General features: G+C 39.4%; 10 protein-coding genes. All 10 read right to left on the reverse strand.

The genetic code is table 11. From position 1 onward, the window contains the following. Position 1: 1 nt before the first annotated feature. Positions 2-1144, reverse strand: coding sequence for a family 8 glycosyl hydrolase (locus tag B5D25_RS00685; protein ID WP_242870148.1), 1143 nt, complete (start codon positions 1142-1144; stop codon positions 2-4). Between the two features lie 3 nt (positions 1145-1147). Next, the gene (locus tag B5D25_RS00690; protein WP_078785819.1) at positions 1148-2062 is read right to left on the reverse strand and encodes a carbohydrate ABC transporter permease; all 915 of its coding nucleotides are present in this window, start codon (positions 2060-2062) and stop codon (positions 1148-1150) included. A gap of 10 nt (positions 2063-2072) precedes the next feature. After that, positions 2073-3029: an ABC transporter permease gene (locus B5D25_RS00695; protein WP_078785820.1), complete on the reverse strand. Its 957-nt coding sequence runs from the start codon at positions 3027-3029 to the stop codon at positions 2073-2075. Between the two features lie 94 nt (positions 3030-3123). Further along, positions 3124-4836, reverse strand: a complete 1713-nt coding sequence (locus tag B5D25_RS00700) for a type 2 periplasmic-binding domain-containing protein (RefSeq protein ID WP_078785821.1) — start codon at positions 4834-4836, stop codon at positions 3124-3126. A 161-nt stretch (positions 4837-4997) separates the two neighbouring features. Further along, positions 4998-6584: a response regulator transcription factor gene (locus B5D25_RS00705; RefSeq protein ID WP_078785822.1), complete on the reverse strand. Its 1587-nt coding sequence runs from the start codon at positions 6582-6584 to the stop codon at positions 4998-5000. 22 nt (positions 6585-6606) lie between these two features. Next, positions 6607-8376 carry a sensor histidine kinase gene (locus B5D25_RS00710; RefSeq protein WP_078785823.1) on the reverse strand — a complete coding sequence of 590 codons (1770 nt, stop codon included), beginning with the start codon at positions 8374-8376 and terminating at the stop codon, positions 6607-6609. A gap of 24 nt (positions 8377-8400) precedes the next feature. Continuing rightward, the gene (locus B5D25_RS00715) at positions 8401-10302 is read right to left on the reverse strand and encodes a sialate O-acetylesterase (protein WP_078785824.1); all 1902 of its coding nucleotides are present in this window, start codon (positions 10300-10302) and stop codon (positions 8401-8403) included. 39 nt (positions 10303-10341) lie between these two features. Next, positions 10342-11793, reverse strand: coding sequence for a xylulokinase (xylB, locus tag B5D25_RS00720; protein ID WP_078785825.1), 1452 nt, complete (start codon positions 11791-11793; stop codon positions 10342-10344). A gap of 90 nt (positions 11794-11883) precedes the next feature. Further along, positions 11884-12537 carry a fructose-6-phosphate aldolase gene (gene fsa, locus B5D25_RS00725; protein ID WP_078785826.1) on the reverse strand — a complete coding sequence of 218 codons (654 nt, stop codon included), beginning with the start codon at positions 12535-12537 and terminating at the stop codon, positions 11884-11886. Positions 12538-12569: 32 nt separating this feature from the next. Further along, a complete protein-coding gene (locus B5D25_RS00730; RefSeq protein WP_078785827.1) occupies positions 12570-14738 on the reverse strand; it encodes a glycoside hydrolase family 3 N-terminal domain-containing protein in 2169 nt (722 codons plus the stop codon). Positions 14739-14751: the final 13 nt, after the last annotated feature.

Genomic DNA, 14751 nt, shown 5'->3' on the forward strand with positions numbered 1-14751 from the left:
ATTATTTAATAATTCTGTAGTTTCCGCTAAGAATAAGATATGCGAAGAAATAAAGACAATTATCATAATATCTTCTGTCTCCATCTCTTAACGGAGTTTCAAGAAATTTCTTAATCCAATAATCACCATCAGAGTTTTCAGCCAAAATTCCTGCAACAGCATTTGAAGCTATCATCGCAACCGGATGAAGTGCCGGATCAGGAAGTTTTGTGCCATCAACTTCATAAATATGAGCAAAATCATCTTTGTTTTCTGTCATAATACGAAGAAGTTTCTGAGCCACTTCAGCCATCCATGGCTCTTTACCGAACCATATGCTGTCAAGCGCAATATTCATTATAGTTCTATAAGCATCGCTATAATACCAATCGTGTCTTCCACCAAAGATTTCATAATCAGCCCTGTGTGGACCACCATCATAATCAGCATATTCAGCATTCATTCCGGAATCCTTATGGCAAGCAAGCTGTAAATACTCTCTGCTGGCCTTAGCTGCTTCTTTAAAGAACTCTCTATCTTCCGGATATGCATATTCTGCATAAAGCTCATAGAAATGTGGTAAATGATATGAAGGATCACTGAAATCTACTTCAGCAATGAATCTAATGTAATGATTATCTTTATCAAACATAGCTCTACCTTCAGAGCCATCATATCCTTTACTTATCATTGTATGGAGCAGATCTGCTGCTTCTTTATGATAATTCAAAATACCATCTGAATTACCCCACCTGTTACCGGCAAAAATAAGTGCCATAGCGAAGAACTCTTCGCCATCAGGTGCTGCTCCCATCGAATTCTTCTCACCATTTGTCTGGCATGACCAGGCAAAATAGCCCTGATTTCTACCCTCTGTAAGATACATATGGGTTCTTGCCCACTTCCAGAGTCTGTCGAATTCGTCTTTCTTATCCATCTGGACACACATCATCATACCATATGACATACCTTCTGTTCTGGCATCATGATTTCCTGTGTCTTCCATATAACCAAAATCACCATCCACATGGTAAAACTTCTCCTCTGCTTTGCCATAGAAGATGGTATTAAATATTTCATTACACCTCAGAACCGCTTCGTTGTTAGAAACACCGAAGCGGTCAAGGTAATTATTATATACATTTGTAGTATATGCGTTGCTCAAATCTTACTCCTTAACACCACCGATTGTTACACCTGATACGAAATATCTCTGTAAGAATGGATATAAACAGAGAATTGGAAGAGCTGTAAGAATCGTAGCTGCTGCTCTGATTGCAATAGGAGTAATTGCATCTGACTTAGTAGAACCTGGGTTCGCACTACCACCTGTCTGAGACATGGCAGAAGTAAGAAGCTTCATAAGTTCCCACTGAAGTGTTGTATTCTTTGTCTTATTACGGTTGTAAAGCATTGTATCAAACCATGCATTCCAATGATAAACCGCAATGAAGAGTGCTATTGTAGCATAAACCGGTTTACAAAGTGGTGAAATAATTCTTACGAATACCTTCATGTAACCTGCACCGTCAATCTGTGCAGCTTCTTCAAGAGCATCCGGAAGACCATTCATGTACGTTCTCATGACGAGCATGTTAAACGCACTTACCATACCCGGAATTACGTATACCCAGAAAGTACCTGTGAGTTTGAGGTTCTTAAAGAGTACGAGTGTTGGAATCATACCACCGTTAACATACATTGTTACTACCCAGAAAAGTGAAAGCTGATTTCTGAATAAGAATCTCTTTCTACTTACGATGTAAGCAAGAAGTGCGTTAACAGCGAGTGATGAAAGTGTACCGAAAACAGTTCTTGCAACTGTGATAAGTGCACCCTGATAGATACCCGGTCTTCTAAGAACGGCTTTATAGTTTGATATAGAGAAAATTCTTGGCCAAAAATGGATACCACCTCTAGCTGAATCTATACCATCATTGAATGAAACCGCAAGTGTGTTAAGAATCGGGTAAAGTGTGATGATAAGGAATAATGTCATGATAATAGTGTTAATTACTGTAAACGCCTTATCAGCACTTGAAGTTTTCATTTTTTTACGTTTGTAAACTACTTTCTCATCCATAGTGCCCCTCCTAGAACAATCTTTCTTCGCCCAGTCGTTTTGCCAATGAGTTGGCTGCGACTACCAGGACAATGGATACCAAACTCTTAAACATACCGGCTGCTGTACCCAATGAATAGTCATTCTGTCCAATAGACCATGTAAGAGTATAAATGTCAATTGTATCTGCTACGCTCTTTGTAAGACCGTTTCTTAACATGTACTGTACTTCGAAACCAGCATTGATAACGTTACCAATGTTGATAAGAAGAAGAACGATGATTGTAGGTCTGATAGAAGGAAGAGTGATATTCTTGATCTTACCCCATCTACCAGCACCGTCGATAGAAGCTGCCTCATAAAGATTAGCGTCTATAGCCGTAATTGCTGCGAGATAAACGATAGCGTTCCAACCTGTTTCTTTCCAAACGTTAGCAAAAGCTACCATAGGCCAGAATCCACCCGGCTGTGAAAGGAAACTTACAGGTGATTTAATAATATGAAGCTTAACTAAAACTTCATTGATAATACCATTCATAGAAAGAGCATCATGAAGAAGTCCGCACACGATAACCCATGAAAGGAAGTGTGGCATGTATGAAATAGTCTGAATTGACTTCTTGAATACTTTATTTCTTATCTCGTTTAAAAGGATAGCGAAAGCTATTGCGAACACAGTTGTAGCAACGAGATTTATAATACCCATTGCGAATGTGTTTCTTATTACTTTTTTGAATGTATCGTCAGAAAACAGGAATTTGAATTTCTGCATTCCAACCCAGTCTGATCCGAATATACCTTTTCTTGTCTTGTAATTCTTAAATGCCATTACCCAACCACCAAGTGGTAAGTAATAGAAGACAACACCATAAATGAAGAAAAGTATTGACCAGATAATAAGTGCCTTCTGTCTCTTGATCTCTTTGATCGAGAGCTTTGGCTTATAATTATTCTCTTTTCTTTTCCTAATTTTAACGTTTCCAGCCATAAATGCTCCTAAATTTTTAAATTATAGCTAATGGGCTGCCTTGAAAGAGGGGGGGGACCAAAGCAGCCCATCACTATATTTGCAAAGTTATTAATTATTTACCAGCTCTCTTGTCGAGCTCTTCCTGCATCTCTGCAAGGAAATCTTCTGGCTTTGTCTTTGAGTAAGCCTTCATGTATGAATCCCATGCTGCTTCGAAGTCATCAGCCATAACAACCTTTGGAAGGTGTTCATGCTTAACTTCACCCATTCTTGTAAATGCTGTACCACCTGCTGTAGCAGTTGTCATTGCATTTGAGTAAGAATACATTGGGAACCAAGGAGCGTTCTCCTCAACAACTGATCCAATCATTTCAGGATATGTTGTTACATTATAAGCTTCAAAGCACTTCCTAAGTGGAGTAGCAAGAGTATCCAAGAACTCTGAAGGCTGCTCTTCAGGTCTTAATGCGTTCTTGCCATCATCTGATGTTCCACCGTACTGTGGTAAATATGAGTAAGCACATACATGCTTAGCCTTGAAATCACTGTTTGACCAGTTATCTCTCATTTCCTGTGTTCTGTAGAAGAGACCATTGTCATCTACAAGGTAATCCTTGCCTTCTACACCCCAGAATCTAAGGTTGTGAATTTCTTCATCAAGAAGCTGATCAAGGAAAGCGAATGCTCTATCTGGATCTTTACACTTCTTTGTGATACCTACACCACTTGAGTTGTTAAGTGTATCACCGTATGTATGCCATCTGTTATCCATACCCTTATCAATAGTAAGTCCAAGAGGAACGTAGTTACATCCCTTCTCATCAAGACCCTGCTGCTTAAGTACATCGTTTACAGTGAATGCGAAATCCCACCACTGATCACACATACCAAGTACGCTACCTGTTGAAAGAGCTGCGATATACTCATCGTATGTACGTGTTGCAAATTCCTTATCGATAATACCCTTATGGTACTCTTCGTTAAGTTTCTGGAAATATCTCTTAGCTGTTGGAGTTGTGTTATAGTCAACGATCTTTGGATTTTTTGGATCATCCTGGTTAACGATAACAGATCCATCATTTGGATAACCATCAAGGAATTCAGGAGCGTTCTCAATACAGAAATATCTCCAGTCATCACAGAGCATTGTGTAAGGAATTACATCTGCTCCTTCAAACTTAGGATTTGCTTCTGCGAACTTCTCGAGAAGATCGAAGTACTCATCAAGAGTTTCAATCTTTGGATATCCAGCCCACTCAAGAACTCTACACTGTACCCAGAAAGCTTCATCGTTATGTGTTGTAGCCTTTGAAGCATTCTTTGTGTTCTGGAAGATGTTTGCCCAGTAGATCTTTCCATCTGCCTGTCTGAACATGTTCCACTCTTCATCAGTGTACATTCCCTTGAGGTTAGGATACTTGTCAAGATAGTCATCCCAAGCAATAAGGCATTCCTCATCGTAGAGCTGAGCCATACCATCACCACCATCGATGAATACAGGTAAGTCATCACCAGCGATAAGTGTTCCTACTGCTTCAGCGGCAGTCTGTCCTGTAAGCCATGTTTCTTTTACCTTAACACCTGTCTTCTCAGCGATGATTTCCTGAATTTCATTTCCATCATCGATTTCAGCACCAGGCATAGCAATGAACATGTCCCAGTTCACAACTTCCTTCTTATCCGGAGCTTCTGTGCTTCCATTTGAAGAAGTTCCTGCAGCTGTTGTCTTGTCGTCGTCTTTCTTACCACAAGCTCCCATAGATGCAAGAGCAAATGTCATGGCAAGTCCGAGTGCGCCGACTTTTCTTATGCTTTTTAATCTCATCCTTTTACCTCCCAAAAAATGATTTATGTTTTTGTTTTCATTAACATTATATTAAATACTATTTAATGTTTAACCCGAAAAACTTTTATAAAAACCCCGATAAATTATTGATAAAAAACTGGATAAATTATAGTTAAAAAACCTTAGAAAATACTTATTTTTTAACTATAAGTCCTTCTGTATTTGGATGGTGTACATCCTTTTCTTTCAATAAACTTCTGAAGGAAATAATCGCTGTCTTTATAACCAACCTCCTCAGAAATGTTTATTATCTTTTTATCGGTCTTTAACAGAAGCTTTGCTGCTTCCTCAATACGGTAATCGGTAAGGTAATCTTTAAAGGATTTTCCATATTTTTTCCTAAAGAGCTGTCCGAGGTAGGAACTGTTTATATAATACTTTCTGCTCAACTCTTTAAGGCTGAGGTTTTCTGCATAATTTTCTTTAACTTCATTTTCTATATCCTGAAGCACTCCTCGGCTGACATTTTTTCTCAGCTGAGACATGTACTTCGAATATTCAATTGAGAAATATCTGAGGTGACTCTTACTGCCTCTCTTAACGCCATCTTCGAAAGCGCTCTCACTTATATAATCAAGTATCTCTTCCTGATTCACTTCACTATCCTGTTCTGTAGCAAGATGTATGAGTTGGAACAGGAAATAATTCAGGTTAAGACTTACTGTATTCTCATTAACACCCATGTTGGACATTTCTTTATAGAAGCCATCCACGGATTCTATGATCCTCGCTTCATCGCCTTCATCGATGGATTTAATAAGTTCATCAAGACTCTTCTTACATAATAATACATTTGCCTTATTGACTTTTATCTCATCTTCATAAATGTAAATATCTTTCGTATCATGGAAAGCGATCTGCTGTCTCAGTATCAATGCGGTACTGTATGACTTTGAAATAGTTGAAATATCTTTAACACTCTTTCCGGCTATGAGATGTATCGGTTTATTGATACTTCTTTTAATCTTCTGAAGGAATTTATCTAAAAACTCTTCATCTGTATATTTGCCGCTGTTATCTATATTATCGCCGTTAAAAATATATCCAACTCCGTATCCGGTGCTGCTCCATGCCATATCCAGAAGAATTCCTTCATCATCCGGAAGCGCATCTTTACATGCACTGAAGAGTATCTTCTGTTCCGACTGAAGAACTTCATCTTCCTCATCATTGCCACCACCGTAAATCTCTATGTAGACATATCTTATTCTTCCGTAAAGCTTGACATTTTCTCGAACCCACATAAGATTCTCTTCATCAAACCTTCCTTTGATGAGTCGACTGAGATTTTTCTCAAGAAGTGCATCATCGGCAGCCTTAAGATGTTCCTCTGTCATCTTATCATTTTTCCTGTTTTCGGAAAGCTTTCTCAGTACCGTAAGAAGCTCATCCTTATTTACCGGTTTAAGCATATATTCAACGCAACCGTTACGCATTGCATCTCTTACATATCCGAAATCCGCATAACCGCTGAGCACAACAAAATATGCATCCGAAAGATTTTCTTCTCTGATTTTTTCAAGAAGTTCGATACCCGTCATCTCCGGCATTCTGATATCAGCAATGATAAGATCTACAGTTTCCTTAGTACTTTTAAGGTAATCAACCGCTTCCAGACCATTATTGGCTATATATATAATTTTATATCCTTCTTTTTCCCAGTCGATGATCAGTGATAATCCTTGTGTTATATATGGTTCATCATCGACAAGCATAACATTAAGCATATGTCCCCTCCTTACACTCTGCTTACATCTCGTCAAATGGAATTCTTATCTCAATAAGTGTGCCTGTCTTATCTTCACTTTCAACTCTGAAGGAGACACCCTTATTCATCATTTTTAATCTTAGACAAGCATTCATTATACCTACATGCTTGTTGGTCTTAAGGTTCTCAATACTTGACGTTGCCATTAGTTGCTTCATAAATTCTGCCTCGTCATCCGTCATACCCGCACCGGTATCCTCAACTTCGATCACAGTATATCTTTCTTCCTTATATACTCTGACAAAAATCCATCCCGGTTTAGCCTTTTTCTCAATACCATGTATGCATGCATTTTCCGCGAATGTAACTATTGTAAGTTTTGGAATGACAATTTCTTCACATTCCTTATCTATTTCTATTCTGTATGACAATCTATCGCCAAATCTATATTTTTGAAGTTCAAGGTACGCTTTTACGAATTCAGCTTCGTCGCGTACGCTGACCATATCATTTCCCCAGTTAGTATTATTTCGCTGCATTACAGCAAGACATTCAACCATGTCAGCTGTTTCATATTCTCTCTTGATGATACTGTGCATTCGTATACTCTCAAGAGCATTAAACAGGAAATGCGGATTTATCTGACTGTGCAGCGCAAGCAGTTCAGCATTTTGTCTCGCAATGTCCATCTCTCGTTCATTAAGCTTATCCTTATATACAGTCTGAATAAGCGAATTGGTCCTGTCGACCATCACATTGTAGTTGTTCATCAGTTCTGAAATCTCATCGGATCCCGGAATATCTTCTATCTTATGTAATTCTTCATCATTAACTCTTGAGAAAGCCTGTTCAATGATATTAAGTCGTCTGATAAGTGATTTCTCAAGTTTTGACAATACATATAAAGGAAGACAGATGTTCATAACAACGAAAAGGAGGACCAGTGGAAAAATCCTGATAAGATTCGCAAATTTCAATCCGCTTTCTCTTATGATACAGATTTCCATATCAAGGCCGTAAAGTTTAAACTTTGTGCTGTATCCTACATCTGCTTCTTTTGTGAACTTTTTAAAATTCTGACTGGTATTATTGGCCTCTACATTGGAATAGATAACTTTATTATCTCCCAGGATATAAACATCATATTCCTTGGCAATACCCGCCAGTTTGTTTGCAAACTTAGAATAATCCATTTCGATCTTGAGAACTCGTTCGCAACCGTTATAGGATTTTGAATCAAGCTTTCTAAGGAAAAAGATTTTTCTCTTCGCTGCCACATACGGAACCCTGGTCGTATCATAGTAAAACATAAGCCTTGTTCCGCTTTTTTCTTTTGCAAGTACATTATACCACTGAGTCATCCTGACCGGCTTGAGTTTAAAAAACTCACCGCCGTTCAGAATTGTCTCATTGTCTGCATAAATCATAACCCTGGCATTGTCCATGCCCATGTTACTTCCGATCGTTGACTTTGATGTGATCGAAAGATATGCCAGGAAATATTCGTAAGGACTTGAATACCTCTCGCTCAGAAATCTTTCAAGATAATCATTCTTGTACATATTCTGACCGATGGCAGAAGCATAATCAAACTCGCTATAAATGGTATTCTTCAGAATCTCTGCCTCATTTTTGTGCTTTCTGCTGTCTTTCTCTTCATAACTCGAATAAACCGAATTAATGATGATAAGACTTGATACTATAAGTGGCACAAAAACAAATGCAATGAAAAGGTATCTGAACTTTGTACCAAGTTTCATATTATTGATATTTCCGAGAAATCTTATAAGCTTCTTCGTCCTTCTAAACATCTTTTATCCATCCTGTTGTTAGGTCTACTGTGACAACAGTGTATAAAAAGGTACAGTCGGCTTATCTTCTTTATCATAAAGATTTGCATCATCCGGACTGTTATTCCATGCATAGCTGATCACATCAAATGACTGATCAACAGGAAGCTTAACAAATACACTTCCGTCCGCTTCAAGTTTTCCTTCGGCAGGGATAAATGTCTTACCATTTTCATTTTCTTTAACAAATGAAAATCCCTTTATCACGCCGTCTTCACTTCCTTTTGCAACAAGTGAAGTCTTTGTCTTGAAAGTTATCTTTATTCCGTCATTTACGGTCTTGATATCTTTCATGGAAGGTCCTTTGAAATAAGGCTTTTTCTCGTAAATAGTCTTAAGCGCCGCCTCGGCAACTCTTTCTCCTACCGGCTTCTTCTTAACCGGATGAAGATCATTATATTCACCAAGATCATAAGCCTGAACCATGCATGAATTATCTATAGATTCGCACTGAAGCTGAGCCTCTCTAAAGTCAGCCCAGTCATACTTTTCAGGTTTGATATCTCCCTCGGAATAAGATGCGATCTGAACAGAAATGAATGGAAGTTCAGGTTCTCTGAAGATTCTTCTCCAATCTGCAGTCATTGCCGCAAATTCCGATCTGTATGTCTCATATCTCATGACATTTGACTCACCCTGATACCAGAATACACCTTTTACACGCTGTCTCTGTATCGGATATATTATACCATGATAATTGGCCGTTGGGTAATAAATAAAAAATGTTGCATATGGAAGCTCTTCCATTGTTTTAACAACATGGATGTCAAGATCATTTCCTTTAAGATCAATGACTGTTCCATCTGCCATCTTTATCATATAATCCTTACCCGGCATAGCCCAACCTTCGCCTCTGTTAATATACAGATTTACCTTAAGTACGTTCTCGCCCTTTTTAAGTGTTCCGGCAGGGAGCTCATACTTACGCGGAGGATAACGATATAATGTTTCTCCAACAAATTTTCCGTTTATATATGCTTCATCAGCATCTCTGAAAACACCAAGAGTAAGTCTTGCAGGCTGAGATACGTCAACATCATCTCCAACAACAAACTTCTTGGTAAGAACTACAGAACCACAGAAATCGTGACCGATATATTTGCCGTAATATCCAGGGAACTCAACTCCGGTAAAGCTCTTCTCTGAAATTCCATCTTCATCAAACTTCTTGAAACTTGCTTTAGCTTCATCAAGCCATGCTGTATCACGCTTTAAATCGGCCTCTTCAACCTTCTTAACATATCCATCCTGCTGCGCTTTGTCAAGGTCTTCTGTATCAAGTGAAAGTCTTCTTACGGACTCTTCACTGAGCCATGAACAAATAGGTGAACCACCGACGGCTGTCTGATACATACCAATCGGAACTCCTATTTCCTTGCGGATCTTGATTGCCGCAAAAAGTCCAACAGCACTGAAAAGCATAAGATTTTCCCGATTAAGTGACATCCATCTTCCGGTCTCAAGCATCTCTTCAGGATTCTTGAAAACAGGATTTCTGTCAATCTGAAATGCTCTGATATTATCATCATCAAGAGTATCAAGATAATCTTTGTATTCATCATATACTCTATCGATCATAAGCTCCATATTTGACTGACCGCTCAGTACAAATACATCACCGAAAAGAACATTATTTATAACCTTTTCTTCTCCGCCTGATGATACTTTAATACAGTAAGGTCCGCCCGCAGGGATAGCCGGAAGCTGAACCTGGAAGAATCCCTGAAGATCACATACTGTCATTCCGGACTCGGAATAACCATCACCTGTTATACTCAATGTAACTTCACTGTCAGGACCCGAGATTCCCCAAATAACATTTTCGGTTGTATCTCTCTGTAATATTATCCCATCACTGAAGATCGCTGATAATTTAAGTTTTCCCATAATAAGCTCCTTTTCCAATACCCCTTAGGTATATAAGCTTTAGTAAAGCGGAATTATCGTCTTAACGATCTCATGGAAATTCTGATATCTCTCCTCATATCTGGCTGTAAGTTCAGCATCCGGAGTGATTGTTTCCTTGTATCTGATGATATTCTTCTTTGCTTCAATAACATCTTTATATCTTCCGCATCCGACAGCAGCAAGTATAGCACCACCGAGTGCAGGTCCTTCATCATTTTCAACTGTCATGATGTTAAGGTTCATTACGTTAGCGATGATCTTTCTCCAAAGTGGGCTCTTAGCTCCACCACCACAGATTGTTGATTCTGTAACTTCGATTCCAAGACTTCTTGCTACTTCAAGAGAATCTCTAAGTCCGAATGCAACACCTTCAAGAACTGCAAGAGACATATCTTCTCTTGTTGTATCCATTCTGATTCCCATGAATCCGGCCTTAAGTCTTGGATTGTTGTATGGAGATCTCTCACCCATAAGATAAGGGAGGAAGTAAACATTGTTTGTTCCGATCTTATCCATCTTCTTCTGCTCTGCAGCATAATCAGTATCACGGATTATATCATCCATCCACCATTTGTTGCATGATGCAGCTGAAAGCATACATCCCATAAGATGGAAACCGCCGTCTGCATGGCAGAAGCTGTGAAGTGAATTGTTATCATCTACAGCAAACTTATCTGATGTAATGAAAATAGTTCCTGATGTACCGAGCGAAAGGTTACACTTTCCTGCACCGCAAGCACCTGTTCCGATAGCTGCAGCTGCATTATCTCCGGCACCGGCAACAACCTTAACTGTACCTGTAAGTCCAAGGTCACTCATAATGCTGCTCTTAACTTCACCTACAACATCATAACTTTCATGAAGTTTTGGAAGCATCTCTTCCTTGATTCCGCAAATGTCAATCATTTCCTTTGACCAGCACTTGTGCTCTGTATCAAGAAGAAGCATTCCGGCTGCATCAGAATATTCTGAAGCAGAAATTCCTGTGAACATATAAACAATATAATCCTTAGGAAGCATGATCTTCTTGATCTTGCTGAAGTTCTCAGGCTCATTAGCCTTCATCCAAAGGATCTTTGGTGCAGTAAATCCTGCAAATGCGATATTACCGGTATATTTTGATAATTTATCTTTACCGATTGTATTATTGAGGTAATCAACCTCTTTCTCTGTTCTTCCGTCATTCCAAAGAATTGCAGGACGAATAACATTATCATTTTCGTCTAAGCATACAAGACCGTGCATCTGTCCGCCGACGCCGATACCTTCGATCTTATCTGTATATCCCTCAGAGATTTCTCTGATTCCGGCTATTGACTGCTTTAACCAATCTGACGGATTCTGCTCTGACCAACCATCCTGTGGAAAGAAAATAGGATATTCCTTTGAAACTGTTTTGATTATAGTACCGTCACCATCCATAAGCAGAAGCTTAACTGCTGAAGTACCAAGATCAACTCCTATATACATATTGTCCTCCTAAACACTAATCATCAGATATCCGGACAAAGTAAACTCCGTCCGGACACCATGATGATCTTTTTATTTTATTTTTTTAAATTATTCACCAAATACTGCAAGATAATCCTTCTTGAACTTCTCAATACCCTGATCTGTAAGAGGATGCTTTGTCATCTGCTCGATTACAGAGTAAGGAATTGTTGCGATGCTTGCGCCTGCAAGTGCACAGTCTGTTACATGGATTGGATTTCTGATACTTGCTGCAATGATCTCTGTCTCAAGGCCATAGTTATCAAATATCTGTACGATATCTTCAATAAGATTGATACCAGGTGAGCTGATATCATCAAGTCTTCCGAGGAATGGAGATACATATGTAGCTCCTGCTCTGGCTGCAAGGAGGGCCTGATTTGCACTGAAGATAAGTGTAACATTTGTCTTGATGCCTTCTTTCGAAAGAACCTTAACTGCCTTAAGACCTTCTACTGTCATAGGGATCTTAACAACCATATTTGGATGGATTGCAGCGATCTCGCGTCCTTCCTTGATCATTCCTTCTGCATCAACCGTAGTAGCCTTAACCTCTCCACTGATAGGCCCGTCTACTATCTCAGCGATTTCCTTGATTACTTCCTTGAAATCTCTTCCTTCTTTTGCGATAAGTGATGGGTTTGTTGTAACTCCACAAATAACTCCCATGTCATTAGCTTTACGAATGTCCTCTACATTAGCTGTGTCGATAAAAAGTTTCATTTTGCTTTCTCCTTCTCTAATAAAATTTTATTCTACAGATCGATCTCGATACTTATCGGTGATGAACCCGTAAGATTTCTACTAAGTTCATCCGGCTGGCTTCCACCTACGTAAATAGTATATTTACCGTGAAGCAGTTCTTTTGAGCCATCTGACAATACTGTCTTAAAGCTGTCTTTATCAAGCTCGACCGTAATACGCTTCTTCTCTCCCGCATTAAGGGATGTTCTTTCAAATCCTGCAAGGCTCCATTTCGGCTGATTATCAATCTCCATCTTACCGAGATATGCATCATTCATTTCATTTTCAGCTTTTTCAACTATATGTCCGGCGATATAAATCTCCGATACTCCATCTCCGGAAATGTCACCGATATTAGTAACATTAAAGCTGCAGATGATCTTGTTACTGTCCTCAGAATTTCTAATATTCAGTGAATCATAACTGAATTTTGTATAGCTAAGTCCGTATCCGAATGGATATTCCGCATCCTCATAGAGGTAACGGTAAGTACGGCCTTTCATGCTGTAATCTTCAAAGTCAGGAAGTGTTCCGTCTTTATAAAATGTAACCGGAAGCTTTCCGCTTGGATTATTTTTACCAAAAATAGTATCTGCAAGAGCAAGTCCGCCGTATGCACCACTGTACCAACACTGAAGTATAGCTGATGCATATCCTTCTTCTTCAGTGAGATCCATCGCACTTCCTGTATTATTTACAAGAATCATCGGTGTACCTATCTCTGCAAGTTTTCTGATAAGTCTTCTCTGGCAATCCGGCAGGAAAAGATTAACCTTATCACCTGCTGCAAATGCATTTCCCGTATCGCCTTCTTCACCTTCGAGAGTTGCATCAAGTCCGACAGATACAACTATCACATCACTATGTCTTGCAACGCTGAGCGCTTCGGCGATTCTGTCATCTACTTCGCCAAGTGGCTGCTCTTTATCAAGATAAAGGTGACTTCCTTTGGCATAAAGAACTCTTATGTCATCTCCGGCAACTCTCTGAATTCCCGTAAGATTTGTAATATATTCCGCTGCTGTTCCGTTATAATTTCCGTTCAGGACTTCGATTGAAGCTGCTGTCGGTCCGATAACGCCTATAGTCTTAACATTCTTCAGTGGAAGTATGCCGTCATTTTTAAGCATTACGATTGATTTACAACTTGCCTCATATGAAAGCTTTCTGCTTTCCGGAGTATCAATATCCAGCTGTCCGAGACTATCATATTCGCAGTCGTCCGCAAACATTCCAAGCTTCATTCTTGTTGTAAATAAACGCTTAGCAGCTGTTCTGATCGCTTCTTCAGTAATAAGTCCTTCATCAAGAGCCGTCTGCATACATTCGTAACTGTTACCGCAGTTAAGATCGCATCCTGCATTGAGCGCCATAGCAACCGATTCAAACGGTGCGTCAGTAACTTTGTGATTGGTGTGAAAATCTCTTATTGCCCAGCAGTCCGATACAACATGTCCCTTGAATCCCCACTCTTTTCTGAGTGTTTTATCAAGCAGTGTCTCACTTCCGCAGCAAGGCTCACCGTTGGTTCTGTTATATGCACCCATTACAGTCTCAACATTTCCTGCCTTAACCGCCTTTTCGAATGCCGGCAGATAAGTTTCATTCATGTCTTTAGGTGATGCCTCAGCATTAAAGCTATGTCTTACTGCTTCAGGACCTGAATGTACAGCAAAATGCTTTGCACATGCCGCAGTCTTCAGATATTTGCCATCTCCCTGAAGCCCTTTTATAAAACTAAGTCCAAGTTCTCCGGTAAGATATGGATCTTCACCAAATGTTTCCTGACCTCGTCCCCATCTCGGATCCCTGAAGATATTTATATTCGGTGACCAAAGTGTTATGCCTTTATAGATTCCTCTGTCGCCGTCTTTAGTACATTCATTATATCTTGCTCTTGCTTCTGTAGAAACAACATCTGCAATCTTCTGCAGGATATCTCTGTCAAACATTGAAGCAAGTCCCACTGCCTGCGGAAATACCGTTGCGGTTCCACTTCTGGCAAGTCCGTGAAGTCCTTCATTCCACCAGTTGTATGAAGGAATACCCAGTCTATCAATAGCAGGCGCATTGAATCTAAGCTGTGTCATCGCTTCTTCGATAGTCATCTTACCAACGAGTTCTTCTGCCTTATTTATAAATTCCTCGTTCAACTTACCCCTCCTTTCTGTATTTTTCATTTCTATCTCTTAT

This window comes from Eubacterium ruminantium (genome assembly GCF_900167085.1).
In the GTDB taxonomy this organism is placed as follows: Bacteria; Bacillota; Clostridia; order Lachnospirales; family Lachnospiraceae; genus Eubacterium_Q; species Eubacterium_Q ruminantium.

Coding starts and splice junctions, on each gene's coding strand:
- fsa (WP_078785826.1), bottom strand. CDS start 12,537: ATGAAACTTTTTATCGACACAGCTAATGTAGAGGACATTCGTAAAGCT.
- B5D25_RS00700 (WP_078785821.1), bottom strand. CDS start 4,836: ATGAGATTAAAAAGCATAAGAAAAGTCGGCGCACTCGGACTTGCCATG.
- B5D25_RS00710 (WP_078785823.1), bottom strand. CDS start 8,376: ATGTTTAGAAGGACGAAGAAGCTTATAAGATTTCTCGGAAATATCAAT.
- B5D25_RS00715 (WP_078785824.1), bottom strand. CDS start 10,302: ATGGGAAAACTTAAATTATCAGCGATCTTCAGTGATGGGATAATATTA.
- B5D25_RS00705 (WP_078785822.1), bottom strand. CDS start 6,584: ATGCTTAATGTTATGCTTGTCGATGATGAACCATATATAACACAAGGA.
- xylB (WP_078785825.1), bottom strand. CDS start 11,793: ATGTATATAGGAGTTGATCTTGGTACTTCAGCAGTTAAGCTTCTGCTT.
- B5D25_RS00695 (WP_078785820.1), bottom strand. CDS start 3,029: ATGGCTGGAAACGTTAAAATTAGGAAAAGAAAAGAGAATAATTATAAG.
- B5D25_RS00690 (WP_078785819.1), bottom strand. CDS start 2,062: ATGGATGAGAAAGTAGTTTACAAACGTAAAAAAATGAAAACTTCAAGT.
- B5D25_RS00730 (WP_078785827.1), bottom strand. CDS start 14,738: ATGAAAAATACAGAAAGGAGGGGTAAGTTGAACGAGGAATTTATAAAT.